16 protein-coding genes are annotated in these 16,798 nt (G+C 46.6%); 9 read left to right on the forward strand and 7 right to left on the reverse strand.

Going from position 1 to position 16,798, the window contains the following annotated elements:
• Positions 1-121: 121 nt before the first annotated feature.
• Positions 122-967: a phosphotransferase family protein gene (locus LEP1GSC061_RS06325; protein ID WP_016544475.1), complete on the forward strand. Its 846-nt coding sequence runs from the start codon at positions 122-124 to the stop codon at positions 965-967.
• Positions 967-2,619 (forward strand): glycerol-3-phosphate dehydrogenase/oxidase, encoded by a 1,653-nt coding sequence (locus LEP1GSC061_RS06330; RefSeq protein ID WP_016545035.1) that lies wholly within the window; start codon positions 967-969, stop codon positions 2,617-2,619. The genes LEP1GSC061_RS06325 and LEP1GSC061_RS06330 overlap by 1 nt, the downstream gene beginning before the upstream one ends.
• Here LEP1GSC061_RS06330 and LEP1GSC061_RS06335 read toward each other — a convergent pair.
• The gene (locus LEP1GSC061_RS06335) at positions 2,601-3,341 is read right to left on the reverse strand and encodes a DUF1554 domain-containing protein (protein ID WP_084680471.1); all 741 of its coding nucleotides are present in this window, start codon (positions 3,339-3,341) and stop codon (positions 2,601-2,603) included. The genes LEP1GSC061_RS06330 and LEP1GSC061_RS06335 overlap by 19 nt on opposite strands.
• A gap of 550 nt (positions 3,342-3,891) precedes the next feature.
• Between LEP1GSC061_RS06335 and LEP1GSC061_RS06345 the strand changes: the two genes are divergently transcribed.
• Entirely contained in the window at positions 3,892-5,634 is a 1,743-nt protein-coding gene (locus LEP1GSC061_RS06345; RefSeq protein WP_232218374.1) for an FG-GAP and VCBS repeat-containing protein, read from the forward strand.
• A gap of 3 nt (positions 5,635-5,637) precedes the next feature.
• Here LEP1GSC061_RS06345 and LEP1GSC061_RS06350 read toward each other — a convergent pair whose 3' ends face one another.
• Together LEP1GSC061_RS06350 and soxR are read right to left on the reverse strand one after the other, a co-directional pair.
• Positions 5,638-6,420, reverse strand: a complete 783-nt coding sequence (locus tag LEP1GSC061_RS06350; protein WP_016544272.1) for an enoyl-CoA hydratase/isomerase family protein — start codon at positions 6,418-6,420, stop codon at positions 5,638-5,640.
• A gap of 92 nt (positions 6,421-6,512) precedes the next feature.
• Positions 6,513-6,965 carry a redox-sensitive transcriptional activator SoxR gene (gene soxR, locus LEP1GSC061_RS06355; protein WP_016544591.1) on the reverse strand — a complete coding sequence of 151 codons (453 nt, stop codon included), beginning with the start codon at positions 6,963-6,965 and terminating at the stop codon, positions 6,513-6,515.
• 178 nt (positions 6,966-7,143) lie between these two features.
• On the opposite strand from soxR, the gene LEP1GSC061_RS06360 reads away from it, so the two are divergent.
• The 4 genes from LEP1GSC061_RS06360 (at position 7,144) to LEP1GSC061_RS06375 (ending at position 9,765) form a co-directional block, all read left to right on the forward strand.
• Entirely contained in the window at positions 7,144-7,734 is a 591-nt protein-coding gene (locus tag LEP1GSC061_RS06360; protein WP_016544843.1) for an NADPH-dependent FMN reductase, read from the forward strand.
• A gap of 22 nt (positions 7,735-7,756) precedes the next feature.
• On the forward strand, positions 7,757-9,025 hold the full coding sequence (locus tag LEP1GSC061_RS06365; RefSeq protein ID WP_016544553.1) for an MFS transporter: 1,269 nt from the start codon (positions 7,757-7,759) through the stop codon (positions 9,023-9,025).
• Between the two features lie 106 nt (positions 9,026-9,131).
• A complete protein-coding gene (locus LEP1GSC061_RS06370) occupies positions 9,132-9,524 on the forward strand; it encodes an OsmC family protein (RefSeq protein ID WP_040508110.1) in 393 nt (130 codons plus the stop codon).
• A gap of 10 nt (positions 9,525-9,534) precedes the next feature.
• Positions 9,535-9,765 carry a (4Fe-4S)-binding protein gene (locus LEP1GSC061_RS06375; protein WP_016544682.1) on the forward strand — a complete coding sequence of 77 codons (231 nt, stop codon included), beginning with the start codon at positions 9,535-9,537 and terminating at the stop codon, positions 9,763-9,765.
• A gap of 93 nt (positions 9,766-9,858) precedes the next feature.
• Here the strand turns inward: LEP1GSC061_RS06375 and LEP1GSC061_RS06380 are convergent, their stop codons facing one another.
• The 3 genes from LEP1GSC061_RS06380 to LEP1GSC061_RS06390 all read right to left on the reverse strand — a co-directional run bounded on the left by LEP1GSC061_RS06380 (position 9,859) and on the right by LEP1GSC061_RS06390 (position 13,502).
• Entirely contained in the window at positions 9,859-11,664 is a 1,806-nt protein-coding gene (locus LEP1GSC061_RS06380) for an RICIN domain-containing protein (protein ID WP_016544484.1), read from the reverse strand.
• 335 nt (positions 11,665-11,999) lie between these two features.
• Positions 12,000-12,608 carry an alpha-ketoglutarate-dependent dioxygenase AlkB family protein gene (locus LEP1GSC061_RS06385; protein WP_016544561.1) on the reverse strand — a complete coding sequence of 203 codons (609 nt, stop codon included), beginning with the start codon at positions 12,606-12,608 and terminating at the stop codon, positions 12,000-12,002.
• Between the two features lie 15 nt (positions 12,609-12,623).
• Positions 12,624-13,502 carry a methylated-DNA--[protein]-cysteine S-methyltransferase gene (locus tag LEP1GSC061_RS06390; protein WP_016544298.1) on the reverse strand — a complete coding sequence of 293 codons (879 nt, stop codon included), beginning with the start codon at positions 13,500-13,502 and terminating at the stop codon, positions 12,624-12,626.
• A 122-nt stretch (positions 13,503-13,624) separates the two neighbouring features.
• Between LEP1GSC061_RS06390 and LEP1GSC061_RS06395 the strand changes: the two genes are divergently transcribed.
• Together LEP1GSC061_RS06395 and LEP1GSC061_RS21030 are read left to right on the forward strand one after the other, a co-directional pair.
• On the forward strand, positions 13,625-14,350 hold the full coding sequence (locus LEP1GSC061_RS06395; RefSeq protein WP_016544908.1) for a lysophospholipid acyltransferase family protein: 726 nt from the start codon (positions 13,625-13,627) through the stop codon (positions 14,348-14,350).
• Positions 14,351-14,463: 113 nt separating this feature from the next.
• Entirely contained in the window at positions 14,464-14,640 is a 177-nt protein-coding gene (locus LEP1GSC061_RS21030) for a YegP family protein (protein ID WP_016544687.1), read from the forward strand.
• Positions 14,641-14,684: 44 nt separating this feature from the next.
• Here LEP1GSC061_RS21030 and LEP1GSC061_RS06400 read toward each other — a convergent pair whose 3' ends face one another.
• Positions 14,685-16,727: a PP2C family protein-serine/threonine phosphatase gene (locus LEP1GSC061_RS06400; protein ID WP_016545033.1), complete on the reverse strand. Its 2,043-nt coding sequence runs from the start codon at positions 16,725-16,727 to the stop codon at positions 14,685-14,687.
• Between the last annotated feature and the right edge of the window lie 71 nt (positions 16,728-16,798).

Here is a 16,798-nt window from a genome sequence, read left to right on the forward strand (position 1 = left end):
GTCTGGAGCCGGGACCGAACCGATGTGAAATTCCATAATTCTCAAAAACATTTCCTAAAAATAGTTTCCGAATCTTATAGAGACATTATTATCCGAAATGGAATAGTGTAAAAGGATTAGAATGGGTCAGGAAAATATAGACTTTGCGATTTCGGCTCGCACCCTCGCAATAGGGCGTTCTGCGGAAATTCTGGATTTCGAAAATAATCGAATCATGAAACTTTACTTCGGTCATGTTCCCGATCGGGAGATCGAAACGGAATACGAAAATTCCAAAGTAGCGTTTTCTTCCGGAGCTACTTCCATGAAATGCTACGAAAAAATCCGGTATGGAGAAAGGGTAGGGATCGTCTTTGATAAGATAGAAGGCATTTCCTTAACCAAGCTTCCGGATAAAAAGCCCGCCGCTTTCTTTAGTCTTTCCAGGATACTTGCCGATCTGCATTTGGGTTTGCATAATAAAAAGGCGGAGAAGCTAAAAGACGTGAAGACGATCGCCGCCGAGATGTTGGATCTGGAACCTCTTTCTTATTTAAACAGAGAGGAAAAAGATAAGGCGCGGAAAATAATCCTGGATTTACCCGACGGCAATTCCTTACTCCATATGGATTTTCATCCTGAGAATATTATAGTCGCCGAGGATTCCTTCGTGGTGATCGATTGGATGACCGCTCTGAAGGGACATCCGGCTGCGGACGTAGCTTCCACTCAGTTCCTGTTCCAGGATGCGGAATTGTGGCCGGGGACTCCTTGGCTCAAAATCGTATTCTATAATTTGGTTCGAAAATTTCTTCTAAAAGGATATTTGAAGCATTATTATTCGGTTTCTTCGATCACCCCGGAAGAGGTAAAATCCTGGAGACTTCCGATACTTCTTCTTAGATTAGGACTTTGGAATATAGATAGCGAAAGGCAGTCGCTGCAAAAAGAAATTCGAGAGCTGATCTCCCTTTCGGATCGCTATTGATGCGACCGATCGTAATGCATAGGTTCGTGGAAGAAGCGGACCGTCAGAATCGATTCGATGTTGTGATCGTAGGCGGGGGAATTACCGGAGCCGCAGCCGCGTACGAAGCGGCGAGTAGGGGGTATTCCGTAGCATTGCTAGAAAAAGGCGATTTCGGAGGAGCCACTTCGTCCGCAACTGGCAAACTGATCCACGGGGGTTTGCGATATTTAAAGCGATTCGATCTTTCTTTGGTAAGAGAGGCGCTCAAGGAGAGAAGGATTCTTTCCAATATAGCTCCGAATCTAGTATATCCGTTTCCGATGGTCCTTTCGAATCCGGGACTTCTGGAAAGAATAGGACTCTTCGTTTACGATCTTCTCTCTTTCGATAGAAATCGGACCTGGGATAAATCCAAAAGGATTCCTTCTCATAAACTCTTAAGTAAGGATGAGATTCGAAATAAGAATCTGGGCAATATGGAAAAGGCGATCTATTTCTACGATTGCATCATGCTGAGCCCGGAGAGATTGACTCTTCATTTTCTAAAATCCGCCGTTCGTTTCGGAGCCAAATTGTCCAATTATACCAAGGTGGATGAATTTCTCTGGAAAGGCAATCGAGTGGTCGGTGTCGCCGCTACGGATACTCTGAACGGAAATCGGATGGAATTGAGGTCGGACGTGGTCGTCAACGCTTCCGGGCCCTGGATCCAGGACCTTTTGAATCGAGATAAGAGGACGGAGACTCCTTTGCCCAAAGAAAGATCGGAAGGGATCTATCTCATCACAAAAAAGTATTTCGACGTAATGACTCTCCAAGTGGGAAAAAAAGGACATTTCAGTTTTGCTCCTTGGAGAAATCATAATATGATCGGTCCTACGGAAAAAGCGTATTACGGTTCCGTGGAAGATTGGAAATTATCCCGCGAAAGCATTCTGGAATTTTTGGATGCGATCAATTCTTCCGGACTGCTTCCTCAAAAACTAGGAATCGATGACGTTCAATTCGCTTACGGTGGACTCAGGCCTCTCGCCGAAACTTCGGGAAAGGGAGGCACTTATTCTGCCTCCAGAAAATCCGAATTGCAGGATCACGGTAAGGCGGGAATCCAAGGGCTTATTACCGCAGGTGGGGGAAAATACACCACGAGTCGGGACTTTGCGGAGAAGATATTCTCTCTTATACGTAAGAAGATTCAAAAAAAGCCCGGTCCTAAAATCTCCTCGCGAAAGCATCTAGAAGGATGCGAAATTTCTGATATAGAATCCTATCTTTCCGAATCCAAGAGAAAAAACTCCGATTTCTCCGAAAATACGGTCGATTATCTAGTAAGGCATTACGGGACCGAATCGGAAACGATTTTGGATGCCGCCAGATCTTCCGGAGATCTCGCAAGAGTTCTGGACGAGGACGGAGAAATTCTCGCACAAGTATTCTACGCATTGCGCTACGAGATGGCGAAAAACTTGGAAGATATTTTCTTACGAAGGACCGGACTAGGAACTCTGGGTTGTCCAGAGGATTCCGTTCTGGAATCTGCGGCCGTTCTCGCCGCCTCCGAATTGGGATGGTCCGAAGAAAAAAAACGGCAAGAACTGGATTCTATCCGAAGGAGATTGAAACTTTATTCGGTGTCGTCGAACGTGCCTTCTCAAAAACGAACGCAATAAATTCCTCGGGCAGTGTCGCAGGTCAAAGTCGCACTTGAGTCCACGTAATTCGGACTTCCGGTTTCTCCTATTTCACCTAGTTTAGTATTCGTTCCTACGGTCCAGTTATTGCATGTGGCGTTCGTTTTAGGAATCCAAGTGGAACCGCTTGCGTTGATTCCTGTATATACTTGGCTTCCTGAAGCTGGAAATAGATTCGCTTCCGGAAGGGATAGTATCCCGCTCGAATTCGAAGCGGAGATAATGAGTCCGGTAGAAGGATTGATATAATTCGTATTCGGGTGGATGACCCAGTCGTGATTCAAATCCCGTGTTCCCGATTCGTCCATAATAAGAGCCTTATATTCGCTCGAATCTCCTGCACCGCTGGGAAGGTAAAGGCCGGCTGCCGTAGAACAAAATGAATCCGCCCCGGAGATTCCTCCGAAAGCTCCGCTATGACTGAGAGAAACTTCTCCCCCTGTTTCGAAAATATAGCAAGGACCGTTGGTTCTGCAATCGACACTCGGGCTCGTGGGAAAACCGCCCCCAGAGGAAGATCCGCCGCCCATTTCCTGTAAGAGTAGTGTCTCCAAACCAGCCGGTTTGGAAAGATCCAGGCTGATTGCCTTGGCGGAATTGCAGGAAAAAAATAGAGCAATCGGTAAGAACATTTGTATCAGGATTCTCGGGTAGATTTCCGGCGTACTATCGAATATCGTACCTAGTGATCTTTCTTGCATGCTTTTTCTTCTTTGTGGAGAATTTGGAATCGAACCGATCGAAAAACACGAGGCCCGGGCGGTTTCATAAATAAACTACAATCGCTTCTTCTCACTTTGCATGAAAAAAATTCGAAGACCGAAAGATATCGTCTAACGGGAACATGTGATACAATTTGGGGAATGAACAGAGGGCCCCGACTTCGGTCTGAAAGTTGGGACGGAAAAATGGAAAAGGCGCATAACGCTATAGGCTTTTTTAAACCGAAAATTTTTCTTTCCGTTTTTCCAGCCGAGGAGAATTTCCGATCTCCTTCCTTCCGGATTAGCCGAATTTAGGCCGGCTCCGTCCCGAAAATACATCCCTTGAATGCGGGATACCGCATCCTAAAAATCTTAGAATCCCGTTCTGTAAATGTGAAACGAGTTGTAAAACGGAGTCTCTTTGAATGTAGATAATTCTTAGATGCGATTATTGTTAATTGCGAAAATTTTCGACTGGAAACGCCGAATTTCATTCGGCCTATTCTTACCGGTTTTATGTTTTCTGGAGGCATGTTCTTTCCAGTCGATGAGTCTGGCTTTCGAGGCGTTGCTGGAGGCTCGGATGGCCTGTTTACTCGCGGGAAACAGTTGCGTGGACGCGGTCGTTACTCCTCCTCCCGGAGATACAACACCACCAACGGTTGCCATACTCAATCTTCCCATTACGGGAAAGCCTTCCGTCCAGACCGGTTTCCTTTACGGAACGGCAACGGACGATACCGCATTGAGCTCTGTGGAAATTAGCATCGACGGTGGGACCTATTCCGCCGCCACAGGTACGGCTAGTTGGAGTTTTGCCTTACCTAGCGGTTCCTCCACTTGGAAGCTCGGGACCTCGCATACTGTCGATATTCGTAGTCTGGACTCTAGCGGGAACTATTCTACAGTCATCAGTTTGAATCTGAGAAAGGGAAAGAATCGGGATCTGAATGGAGACGGCTATGCGGATGTGGTGATTCTGGCTTCCGGAGCATCTTCCGGGGCGGGAGCGGCGTTCGTATTCTGGGGCGGTCCTTCGGGAATTTCGGCCACGGATACGACCGGAGCAAACCAGGTTATTCTCGGGGAGCAAGCCATGGGATATGCGGCTGCCATGGGAGATGTGAATGGGGACGGATACGGAGACCTGGCTATCGGGGCTTCCGATTATAATGCACAGCAAGGAAGAACTTACATATTTCACGGAAGTTCTACGGGTTTTACAGTAAGTTCCGCCGCATCCGCCAATCTAATTCTGATCTACCCGGGTTCGAACGAATTCGGATATACGGTCGCGATAGGCGATGTGAATGGAGACGGATACGACGACCTGGCCACAAGCGCTTATCATGTGGGCGGATACGCAGGCCTGGCATTTGTTTATTATAGTGCCGGTAGTACCGGAATTTCCTCTACGGCAGGTACCAGTGTAGCCGGCCCGTCCGGAAGTAATTTTAGCGCCGGGATCGGACTAGGCGATATTAACGGAGACGGATATGACGATCTTATCGCCGGAGCAAACGGATATTCGGGAAATTTCGGAGGAGTTTGGGTTTTTCATAGTAGTGGAACAACTGGAGTTACGGCAACTTCTTACACCGCCGCAAACACTTCGATTATAGGAGAAATGGGGCCGAGCGATTTCGGGATTCGGATCCAGACGGGAGATGTGAACGGAGATGGACGTTATGACTTGATTGTCGCGTCTCCTCAATATACGGGCTTTTTCGGAGCAGTGTACGTTTTCAATAGCCCGGGAGCGACTGGGATCACCGTGAATGCCGCCGCTTCGGCAACTACGATCATACATGCGAGCGTATTCAGCGGCTTTGGAGCTGCCATAGCCGTGGGAGATGTGGATGGGGACGGATACGACGATATGGTTTCCGGTGCCCCCACTTATAATTCCGGCCAAGGTCGAGTTTCCTTGTACAAGAGTACTGGAACCGTAATATCTTCGACGCCTACGAACACTGTCCTAGGTGAGGCAATCAATCAATACTTTGGAACGGCTGTTTCCGCTTCCGATATTAATGGAGACGGATTTGTAGATCTGATTGTGGGAGCTCATACTTATCCGGATAATGTAACTATGAACGGAAAGGCTTATATATTCCAGAGCGCTGGGGCCTCCGGATTTCCGGCTACAGCAAACACGGCAATAGTCGGAGTTGCCGGCAGTCATCTCGGTGTATTCTTAACAAAGTTAGAGGAGCCGAGGTATACGCATCCGAAATTTTTCGAATCGAGCCGATTCTTTTTGCTCGAACCGTATCGATTCGATATATAAGAATTATATTAATTTCGGTCTTCGTTTTTCTTTTAAGGCGGTCATAGCTTCCAGTAGATTCGCTACCACTCTAGGATCCTCGAAGCTATCCTTGGTGAATTGCAATTGAGAATCGAACTTTTCTAATATATCCTTATGGATCGCTAATTTCGTTCTTGAATAGGCACTAGGTGCGATAGCGGCCAATTCCTCTAACTTTTTTAAAACGATCTTACGCAAGTCTTCTCGATTTTCCGCCACTTCGTCTATGAGCGCGATCTCTTTCGCTTCGGAGGCCTTGTACATGGTTCCGAGTAGGCAGATTTCAGTTAGATTTCTGGGATTCACCACGATTTTTAACTTATCTATAAAACTGATCGGAAGAGGGAGTCCTACGAGGATCTCGGTGAATGCGATTCTTCCCTTGCCTTCCAGCATGAATTTGAAATCGCAGGCGAGGGTGATAACGGCTCCGCCTCCCATGGCGTATCCAGTGACTTCGGCCACAAGAGGCTTGGAGAAGCGCAGAAGTCTTCCGAATAGGATTACGATTTGCCCCATCTCTTCGGTGAGTCTTTCTCTAGGGGTACTTAATATGTTTTCCGCATCGATTCCGTTGGAAAAGAATTTAGGATTGTCGGAACTTAAAAGAACGACACGGACGCTATCGTCCTTTTCCAGCTCGTCTAGGATTTTCTCCAATTCGATCATGTTTTCCCTGGTTAAGGAATTTTGATCGTTGGTTTGTATCTTGATGCACTCCGCTTTTCCGTTCTTTAACGGAACGGCTTCCCGTAAATAGTTCATAGGCGCTCAAATTAAAAACGCAGGGCTTACGCATCCACTCTAATTTTAAGGTTTCGAAGACAAACTAAATGAGGAGAGTAGGGCTCGCTTGTTTAACTTTTTCTTTTAGCCATCCAACGCAGAGGTCCGCTTCCATATCTTCCCAGTTTGTCCTGGGGATTGGCCAATTTGCATGTGGTAAGAGAAAGACATCCGCAACCGATGCATACGGAGAGACCGTTATGCAATCTTTGTAACTCCTCTATTCTTTCTTCGATTCTGGATTTCCAAGTCTTGGAGAGTTTGGACCAGTCCTGTCCGTTAGGAGTATGGTCCTCGGGAAGTTTCGCGATTTCGGCGGAGATTTCGTCCAGAGTGAGGCCTACTTTTTGGGCGAATACAATGAATGCGATCCGTCTGAGTACATGTCTTCTGTATTGTCTATGACCGGAGCCGGCCCTCTGAGACGAAATCAAACCTCTTTCTTCGTAGAATCTTAAGGCGGAGGATGCGACTCCGCTACGTTTCGCAACCTGGCTGATACTTAGAAATTCGTCCTTGTCCATAGGATTTATGCCTTATACTTAAATCTAAAGCTTACTTTAGCTTAAATTATAAGATATTTCTGAGAAACGATTTACGCAATTTTTTTCGCAAACATGCGAAAAAAACTGATACTGGGGCTTTACTTAAAGTTCACTTCAACTTGTAGAATATTGTCAATACGATAGGAGAGGGAGAGGCATGAGATTGGAGTCCGAGCCTATAAATCCGAAGTTGAGATTAGGAGTGATACTGGGTAGTACGCGGGAAGGAAGATTCGGTGAAACCGTTTCCCGTTGGTTTGTAGAACAAGCGGATCGCGACGATAGATTCGAAGTGGATCATATCGATCTAAGGGATTTTTCCCTTCCCTGGGATATGTCTCGAAGCGTAAATTCCGATCTTTTTGCTTTGAGTAGGAAGGTGGATCAAGCGGACGCTTTCGTCGTAGTCACCCCGGAATACAACCACGGATACCCCGCGTATTTAAAGTTGGCAATCGACTGTCTTAGGGAAGAATGGAACGGAAAACCGGTCGGATTCGTTTCGTATGGAGGGAGTTCTGGCGGACTTCGGTCGGTGGAGCAGCTTAGGCTCGTATTCGCGGAATTGAGGATGACTACGATAAGGGATTCCGTCAGTTTCCATTGGGCAAAGGCCAGATTTCATAACGGAAGACCTACCGAGGAATACCGATATAATTCGGCGGCCGAAAGATTATTGAGCGAACTCGCCTGGTGGGGCCTGGCGTTAAAAACTGCAAGAAACGGCCTCGTGGTCGGGGCACTTTAATCCCGAATATTAAGGAAATAAAATGAGTTCTTTGTTTAGCAGATACCAAATATTTATAATAGGGCTTTTGGCCTTCATCCAGTTCACAGTCATTCTGGATTTTATGATACTTTCTCCTCTGGGAGTGTTCGTAATGCCCGCATTGAAAATACTGCCTCACCAATTCAGTGCGGTAGTATCCGTCTATGCGGTGAGTGCGGGAATCTCAGGAATACTTTCGGCCGGTTTTGCGGATAAATTCGACAGGAAGAAGTTTCTATTATTCTTCTATACCGGTTTCGTGATCGGAACCGTTCTTTGCGCCTTGGCGACTTCCTATGAGTTTCTACTTTTTGCAAGAGTGATCACCGGGATCTTCGGTGGGGTTATTTCAGGTACCAGTTTTGCGATCGTCGCGGATCTTTTTCCGATGGAGACTCGAGGTAGAGTCATCGGGTTTATCATGACCGCCTTTGCAGTGAGTCAAGTCGCCGGTCTTCCGTTGGGAGTATTCATCGCCAAGCATATCGGTTGGCAATATTCCTTTTGGCTAATCGCTGCTGTAAGTTTAGCGGTGGGACTCGTGATTGTGATCAAACTAAAGCCGTTGACGACTCATTTGGTCGGAAGACACGAGACCCGTCCCTTTCCCCACTTGGCTAAAACTCTTTCCAATCCCGTATATCTTGTAGGATTCGCTGCGACGATGTTGCTTGCAACGGGCGGGTTCATGCTCATGCCTTTTGGGAGTGCGTTTACCGTTCATAATTTGGGAATTTCTCCCGACGATCTTCCTTGGGTTTATTTGATTACGGGATTAGTGAGTTTGGGAGCGGGACCTTTGGCGGGACGCATAGCGGACGCTTTCGGAAAATATACAGTATTCTTCGCAGCTTCCGTTATTGCCGTCGTTGTCCTTTTGTTCTATACGCAGATGGGAATCAGCTCTTTTTGGTTGGTCGTAGCCATCAATAGCGCTTTATTCGTAGCGATTACGGGAAGAATGATCTCCGCGAATGCATTGACTTCGGCGGTTCCGGCCTTGAAAGATAGGGGAGCTTATATGGCGATCAGTAGCGCTTTGCAGCAAGAGTCGGGAGCCTTAGCTTCTTTTTGCGCGGGTCAGATCGTTTCTCAAGAGGGTGGAGGATATTTGAAAGGATACGATATCCTGGGTTATGTGGTTGCTGCGGCGATATTTGTAACCGTTTTTCTGATGTATTTCGTAAATCGGATGGTGTCTGCGAAAACAGGCCCGGCGGAAAGCGGTTTAGGTTCGGCAAACTCTTTGGAAAGAGCTTCCGAGGTCTGATCTTTTCCGAAATTGTCTTTATTCCGCTCTTGTAAAAGGGCGGGATTCCTTCCGATTCTCAATTTAAAGAATTGCTTCTTCGCAGGGGAAGAGAATCCTTTTGGCCATGAGCGATGTAGAAGTCAACGTACTGAGTACAAACGAGAATTTCAAGACCCTCCTAAAAACTTCCAAGCACGAGTTGATCGCGGACGAACCCCCCGAAAACGGAGGAGCCGATTTAGGACCTTCTCCCCATGAATATCTACTCCTGGCTCTCGGGGCCTGTACGGATATCACGATACGCATCTATGCGGAACGCAAAAAAATGGATCTTAAAAATGTTTCCGTCAAACTGAATCTCACAAAGGGAACCGACCATACGGATATAGAGCGGGTTGTGATTTTGGAAGGGAATCTAACGGAACAGGAAAGAACCAGACTCCTCCAGGTGGCCAATGCCTGTCCTGTTCATAAGGTATTGAGTAACCCGATCCATATAGATACGAAATTGGGCTAAAGTAGATCTCATGTCCGAGGTTGTAAAAAAATACACGAACGGGGAGATCACGGTTATTTGGAAGCCGGACGTATGTATACACTCTGCGATTTGTTTCCGCGGTTTACCTGCCGTTTTTCATCCGAAGAAAATTCCATGGGTCCGATTGGGAGAAACTCCGAGCGAAAGAATCATGGATCAGATCGATCGCTGTCCTTCCGGCGCTTTGAGTTATATTAAGAATTCGGAAATAAAGGATTGAATATTTAGGCGAGAAAGGTTTAAATCCGTCGGCCTCGGATCCGAGACCGACCGAATCGAAAACGGCGCCTTTTAGGAGGCGCCGTTCTTTAGATTATGGGGTAAATTTGAACTTCTCGTTATCCGTCCAAGCGCAAGGCCATTGGATGAGGAGCCCGCCGTCTCCGGCTGCCGCACCTGCGATATCCAGACACTGGCTACTATGCTTGGCTTGCAGTGCGAAGTATCCGTCTCCATAGGATAGAAGTTGGAATCTTTGGTTGGATCCGCTTCCGCAGGAATACTGGACCACATTGGTCCCGCCTGCATTAGACGCACCCTTCACATCCATACACTTACCGCTATGTTTGGCGCTGATTTTGAAATAACCGTCTCCGGTAGATTCCAAGGACCATTTTTGGTTGTCCGCATTTAGATTCGCCCATTGCCAGATATTCACGCTGTCAGAAGTGCTTGCGCCTCCGACATCCAGAACCCTGCCGCTATGCTTGGCCCAAATCGTGGAGAAATCGGAACCAGTAGGATCGTTTACGAAAGGAATATTTCCACCCACGGAAGATTTGCCGCATCCGTCGGATCCGCAACCCGCACGGGAGCGCCAGTCTCCTCTTTCCATCGGGTGACCGATACCGTCAAAGCATGCGTCTCCTTGGCAATTCATCCAATCCGGAGCATCGCTACCTCTTTTCAAACGAACTAAGTTGTTCCAAGAATCCATGTGGTAATCGTTGCCGCCCGGATTTCTATAATCTTCGAAGTAAAGGCATCCGCCGGATCCGCCGTCGTCATGGAAAGTTCCGTGAGCATTCTTACCTACGTAACCGACAGGGTGGGTTCCATCTACTACTTGGAAATTACCGATTTCTTTGGAATACCAACCGGAATGCTGGGAGAAAGCGACTCTCTTCATTTGGCCGTTCACGACTAAGACAGAAATTCCTTCCCAGTCTGCTGCATGGCTTCCGAAGCTTAGGAAACAGGTACTTTGCCATGCATAAAAGAACCAATACCGAATCAGAACCGCATTCGTACCAACCTGAGCCGTGTCATAATAGATAGGCACTTGGTTATTGCTAATGGAAGAATAGTCTTTATTGCAAAGGGATTGAGGAGAAGCTCCCGCGGCTCTCTGCGTGAAATAACTTCCCGCATCGCTTGGGAAACATTTGCCGGAATCGCCGGAACCTGTCGTGGTCTCCTGATCGAATCTCAAACGAGGGGCGAATTGCTGAGCCAACGCGTCGTGATCGATATTGGGTCCGCCGTTATCCGCTTGGCAAAGGTAGAGAGCCATACTATCGCAATATCTGCCGTTACAACTAGCGCCCGCAATATACATGGATTCAGGAGCTACGAATTTACCGCCGTCCTCTTCCGAGATCGGTCCGGTCCAGTAGCATCCTGTCCTTACGTTATTATTATTCAATTGCGAACATTTCAAGGAAACGTTATCGCAATAGCTTCCGGAGCATTTGATTCCAGTCACGAATCCGTTGTTGTCGCAAATACGATAATTGGTTCCTTCTTCGGAAAACCAATCCGTCCACCAGCTATTGGTCTGCGTGTATCCGGATTCGCTTGCGAGAAGGTTCACATCGTCGCAATAACGGCCGCTACATTTTAAACCGCGAGTGAGGAAGGCAGTTCCGGTTTCGATCGGATTCGCTCCATCCGTGGTCCAATTCAACCAATGGGGCGGGAAGATTTCGGTGTGGAAATAGCTGCTCGCGCTTACCAGTCCTCCTCCGTTTTCCGCTTTTTGGGGGGTAAGTCCGTTAACAAGAGCGGATAATAATTCCGACCCGGACCCGGAACTCTTCTCGCTGCATGCGAACGACATGCCGCAGAGAAGGCTAACACAAGCCAGCACCGAAAGGTGCCGAACGATTTTTCTCTTCATCTTACATCCTCTTTCATTTGGGGAGGTTTCTTTAATTTAACGGGAAGAATAGCATACGGGACTTAATCCTTACTTATATTCAGAATAGCTTTGGGAGAATTTCTTAGGAAAAGGTTCGGAAAGGAGAGAAAAAGCGATCGCTCACCGTAGAATCGAGAGTTTCCGTTTGATTTAATTTTTATATAACATTTGTTTTATTTAGTGGGTTGTGCAAGGATTCGGGAATTCCAGTCGAAATACATTCTTCTTTTATAATATATTTTTATATAGTTCGTCGTTTTGTGCCGGCTTCTTGGAACGCGATCTCGTCCCGAGACAGCTCTATTCTAAGGATTTCACTCTTGGGGGATCATTGTGCGGAAAGTCAAATTGATCCGAGGTATGAGTATTTTCTTGGCCTTGGGTAAGGAATGCAGCCATTTGTCCTGAGTTTCTTCTCTCATCAGTAGCAGGCTGCCGCTTTCTAGAAGAATGGAAACTTGTTCCTTCGTCTTTTTATGCCTGAATAGAAATCTTCTCTCGGCTCCTAGGCTCAAAGAGGCTATGGCGGAATTCTTTCCCAGGGCCTTCTCGTCGTCGCTATGCCAGGCCATTCCTTCCTCTCCGGAATGATACAGATTGAGGAGACAAGAATTGAATTTGCTATTCGATAAGGATTCTACGATTCTCTTTAGTTCCGACAAATCCCTGGTCCAGGAAAGTGCCGTTTTAATCGTATTCGAATAGGCATACTTGTAATCCGAATCTCCGAACCAAGCGACCTTCCTTTTGGTAACGATATGCTTGCCGAAGATAATCGCCTCGTCGTTTTTCCAAGGGATTTCCCGTAGTAATCGAAAAAAATACGAGTCGGCAGTATTCTTATCCAACACGGATCCGTAATATTCCGATACGCCTTCATAAGGTAGAAGATTCAAGGGAAGAATAGGGGAGAATAAATCCATTCGATTCTTCCCGGATCAGATTGCGTTTTCGGAGAAAGACTCGTTCGCAAGATTCTTGTCCAATCTGGCCGCTTCCCATCCGATCATCGCAGCCTTACGGGAATCTCCCCAGTGGTATTCCCCGAATTCTCCGTTGGATCGAATCACCCTATGGCAGGGAATGAGGAAGGCGACCGGATTGTCTCCGACCGCGCTCCCTACGGCTCTGGAGGCATTGGGGTTGCCGATGCTTTTTGCGAGATCTCCGTAAGTTGTAAGACTCCCCGGAGGAATTCTTAAAAGAGATTCCCAAACCTTAATTTGAAAATCCGTGCCTTTCAAATGCAGTTTGACCCGCTTCCATTCCTTCCAATCCCTATTTAAAAAATCCAAAAGATCGTCTTGGATCGTATCCGTTTTCTCCTGGAAATTCGCGTTAGGGAAAATGGATTTAAGCTCCGAGAAAGTCTTCTTTTGATCGTCGCAGAATGCGAGATAGCAGATTCCTTTGTGGGTGGAAGCGATGATGATTCTACCGAAAGAACTTTCGGAGAAACGGTAATTTATGGAGAGACTTTCCCCACCGTTTTTATATTCGCCGGGAGTCATTCCTTCTATATTTACGAAAAGATCATGTAGTCTTCCCGTTCCGGAGAGTCCGGATTCGAAGGCCGCATCGAGTAACGTGGACCTGCCTTGTCTCAGCAGTTTTTTCGCGTATTCTAAAGTGGTATATTGAAGGAATTTTTTAGGACTTACTCCGGCCCAATCGCTGAACATTCTCTGGAAATGATAGGGACTGAGATGCAGTTTCTCCGCGATCTTTTCGAGATCCGGCTGTTTCTGAAAATTCTTACGAATGTAATCGATCGCTTCCGCGATTCGATTGAAATCGGTGAGGTCTTGCTCTTTCATCCTTCTGATTCTAAGGCCATATTCCTATCGGGAAAACCCGATACTTGCTTTTTTTTCGAATCGGGGAGGATTCCCGGGACGAATTTTGCAACCGGAAGAGACTTTAGGTATCGTATTCTATAATGCATTCCAAAAATCATCCAAGTAAAAACAAGAATCGCGAAAAGAAGACCCACCCGGGAAGTTCAAAATGGGCGAGAAAGGCTTTGCGTTGGTTCGGGAGAATCTACGGGAGCCTTTTTTATAAGACCGAGGCTCACGGTCTGGAAAATGTTCCTACGGAAGGAACCGTGCTCGTTCTTTGCAAGCACCAGAGGAACGACGATATTCCTTTGGGTCTGGCAAAGGCGCTCTACCATAGAAGAATGGACATTTGGGCGATCATGAAGGATTCTTTGGCTTCTCCTATGTTCTTTAACTTCTTCCTGAAATGCGGGGGGATTCCTCTGAACCGTACGGAACCTAGAAAAAGTAAGGACGATCTTCTGTTCGCTCAAAAGGTTCTTTTTCAAGGAAACATGTTGGTTATTTTTCCGGAGCAGACTACCGTTCCTTACAAAATGGGAAAAGGAAGACCTGGAGGTTTTCGTTTCATCGTGGGTAAGTTGGAATCGCCTCTGCCCATTTTATGTCTGGGATTGGATTACAAGCCTAGAGGTTTCTTGCGCAGAACCAGCTTAGTCGTTAGAGCGGGAGAATTGAAGTATCTGCAACCGGATCAGGATCCGGAAGAATTCATGCACGAATGTATGCATGAAATCGCGAGATTAACGAATATGGAATATCCTTTCGAATACAAGAAAAAGGCTTCCGATTCCGAATCCGATATTTTGGAAGCGGTCACCTGAGAATCGCTCGATTGTAGTCCGGGAAATCGATCCCGGACTAGGCTTATTCTTTCCATTTGGATTGACATTCTATAAATAATTTCCCATCGTTTCCGAATATTTAGGAGAATAGAATGTCGGCGAAATTCGAAGTTTATAAAGACAATTCAGGCAAATTCAGATTTAGGCTCAAAGCAGGAAACGGAGAGATCATCGCTCAAGGCGAGGCTTACGAATCCAAGCAGGCTTGTTTGAACGGTATCGAATCCATAAAAAAGAACGCGCCTAACGCGAATATCGTAGAGGTCTGATCCTTATCTCCGGCGCGGATCCGTCCGGATTCGCCCGGTAAAGTTTATAGAACTTCCACCGCTAACAAAGTGACGTCGTCCTGGAGCCCTTTCGGTCCCACAAATATCTTTAATTCCGATATCAGTCCTTCTGCAACTTCTCTCAGTTCCACTTCCCGACTCAATAGGGATAATACCCGACTCTCTCCGAATTCCCTTCTTTCTTGGTCGAATTCTTCGAATATGCCGTCCGAAAAAAAGAAGATGCGATTTCCGGATTCCAGGGGAATAGGCAAATTCTTATAAACCGCGTTCTTTTTCAGACCGATGATGGGCCCCCTGGAGTATATATAATCCGCCTCGTCCTCTTTACGTTTCATTATTTGGGCCGGGTGACCTGCGGAAGAATAATACAGCATATTGGCGTTCAGATCTATATCTGCAAGCACAGCGGAAAATATGATATTGATGCTCTGGTATTTCTGGATGCATTCCGCATTCAGAAGTTCTAATATACGAGACGGCTCCGCCTTGATCGTTTTCAATCTTTCGAATTCCGCCTTGATCGTCATGGTTAAGAGCGCCGCCTGGACTCCGTGTCCCGTCGCATCCACGAGGAATAATCGGAAATATCCGGGCTCCACTTCGAAGATATCGTAATAATCCCCGCCGATCTCCGACATGGGAAGATATAGGGGATGAATGGATAGGCTCTTACCGTTCAGATTCAACTTAGGTAGGGTTTTCTGTTGTAATTTCTTGGCCAGGGAGAGGTCCGCTCGGAGTAGCTTCAAGGATTCGTTCAGATTCTCCGTTCTCTCCACCACGATTCTTTCCAAATTTACGTTCAGCTCCTTCAATTCTTCCCCTAGATTTTCGGCCATCACGAATCCTTTGGAGAAGCGGGAGGCGAGTAGAACGCATTGGGAGAGAACCAGGGCGAGAACTCCGTAAGGAACCAAGTAGACCGAATCGATGATCTTGTTTAAATAAAGTACGTCGTTTGTAACCGTGGAAAGATTCACGAGTAGGCTGAATAGACAGATTCTCGCTCCGTCTACTTTTCGAAAAGCCATCGCGCTTAATTTGACAAACAGATAGACCAGTAGTCCTATCATCAGAAATTCCAAAGAATTGATAAAAAAGGACCGGGTGAAGAATTCGGTAGGAGCGATCGCGGGGACGATCACGAGTGGGATGCTTAGATAAAAAATCGTCCTAAATACGATGTCCCTTTCGAACTCGTTTCGAAAGACCGACTTAACGTATAAAACGGTCCCTGGCAAAAGTAAGAACAAGAATAGGATCTCTCCTCTAACTACGAAATCGTAGTCTTGATAGAAAGGAATCAGGTTCCAGAAGATCCTTTCTCCGTAGAACGTGACTCGAAACGCGATGCAAAGGCAGAGCAAGGCGAAAAAGATCGCGGAAGAGTCCCTTCTTCTCATTAAATAAAACGTAAAGTGATAGATCGCCATCGCGAAAAGCGTTCCGAATGTGATGGAATCCAGAACGGAGGAGACCTGGGAAATTTTCTGGATCTCTTCCATCGGGCCTAATTGAATTTGATTCCATAAACCGGAGCCGTTCGAGTATTTGAAATTGGATACTTGGATGAGTATTTCCGTCTCCGGCTTGTCCGAAAGGAAGCTGAAAATTCCCGGTCTATAACCGGGTTTGTAATGTTCCGGATTTTCTCCCGGACTTCCTCCTTGGACGATTTCCTTTCCGTTTATATAAAGTCGAAACGAAGAACTCACGGACGCAAATTTCAGACAAAGATAGGGTTCTCTATCGGAAGGCAAAAGGATACGCAGCCTATAACTCGCATAACCGAAGCCTGAGTTTTTCTCTTTTCCGTAACCGGATTTTTCCCATTTTCCGGGAACTTGTATAAAGCTCGCTCTCGCATCGCCTCGGTCGCTTTCTTTCGGATCTAAGAACTTTTTCCAATAAAATTCCCACTCGCCGTCCAGATCGACGGGACCCGAACTTCGGAAATTCCAAGAAGAAAGATCCAAAACTCCTTGGACCACTTTGGGAGAATTATGGCTATTTAGACAACCGAGTAGGAAGGGAAGGATTAGCAAGCCTAGATAACGATGCAAGAATGTTTCCTTTCTTTCCGAGTGCAGTTCTTTCGAACGCTTTTCGATTCGAAGCCGGGCCTTGGATTTGC

This window comes from Leptospira wolffii serovar Khorat str. Khorat-H2 (genome assembly GCF_000306115.2).
In the GTDB taxonomy this organism is placed as follows: domain Bacteria; phylum Spirochaetota; class Leptospiria; order Leptospirales; family Leptospiraceae; genus Leptospira_B; species Leptospira_B wolffii.

What these genes read in the sequence shown, in the direction of transcription:
- LEP1GSC061_RS06325 (WP_016544475.1), top strand. Translation starts at nt 122, where the DNA reads ATGGGTCAGGAAAATATAGACTTTGCGATTTCGGCTCGCACCCTCGCA.
- LEP1GSC061_RS06330 (WP_016545035.1), top strand. Translation starts at nt 967, where the DNA reads ATGCGACCGATCGTAATGCATAGGTTCGTGGAAGAAGCGGACCGTCAG.
- LEP1GSC061_RS06335 (WP_084680471.1), bottom strand. Translation starts at nt 3,341, where the DNA reads ATGCAAGAAAGATCACTAGGTACGATATTCGATAGTACGCCGGAAATC.
- LEP1GSC061_RS06345 (WP_232218374.1), top strand. Translation starts at nt 3,892, where the DNA reads ATGAGTCTGGCTTTCGAGGCGTTGCTGGAGGCTCGGATGGCCTGTTTA.
- LEP1GSC061_RS06350 (WP_016544272.1), bottom strand. Translation starts at nt 6,420, where the DNA reads ATGAACTATTTACGGGAAGCCGTTCCGTTAAAGAACGGAAAAGCGGAG.
- soxR (WP_016544591.1), bottom strand. Translation starts at nt 6,965, where the DNA reads ATGGACAAGGACGAATTTCTAAGTATCAGCCAGGTTGCGAAACGTAGC.
- LEP1GSC061_RS06360 (WP_016544843.1), top strand. Translation starts at nt 7,144, where the DNA reads ATGAGATTGGAGTCCGAGCCTATAAATCCGAAGTTGAGATTAGGAGTG.
- LEP1GSC061_RS06365 (WP_016544553.1), top strand. Translation starts at nt 7,757, where the DNA reads ATGAGTTCTTTGTTTAGCAGATACCAAATATTTATAATAGGGCTTTTG.
- LEP1GSC061_RS06370 (WP_040508110.1), top strand. Translation starts at nt 9,132, where the DNA reads ATGAGCGATGTAGAAGTCAACGTACTGAGTACAAACGAGAATTTCAAG.
- LEP1GSC061_RS06375 (WP_016544682.1), top strand. Translation starts at nt 9,535, where the DNA reads ATGTCCGAGGTTGTAAAAAAATACACGAACGGGGAGATCACGGTTATT.
- LEP1GSC061_RS06380 (WP_016544484.1), bottom strand. Translation starts at nt 11,664, where the DNA reads ATGAAGAGAAAAATCGTTCGGCACCTTTCGGTGCTGGCTTGTGTTAGC.
- LEP1GSC061_RS06385 (WP_016544561.1), bottom strand. Translation starts at nt 12,608, where the DNA reads ATGGATTTATTCTCCCCTATTCTTCCCTTGAATCTTCTACCTTATGAA.
- LEP1GSC061_RS06390 (WP_016544298.1), bottom strand. Translation starts at nt 13,502, where the DNA reads ATGAAAGAGCAAGACCTCACCGATTTCAATCGAATCGCGGAAGCGATC.
- LEP1GSC061_RS06395 (WP_016544908.1), top strand. Translation starts at nt 13,625, where the DNA reads ATGCATTCCAAAAATCATCCAAGTAAAAACAAGAATCGCGAAAAGAAG.
- LEP1GSC061_RS21030 (WP_016544687.1), top strand. Translation starts at nt 14,464, where the DNA reads ATGTCGGCGAAATTCGAAGTTTATAAAGACAATTCAGGCAAATTCAGA.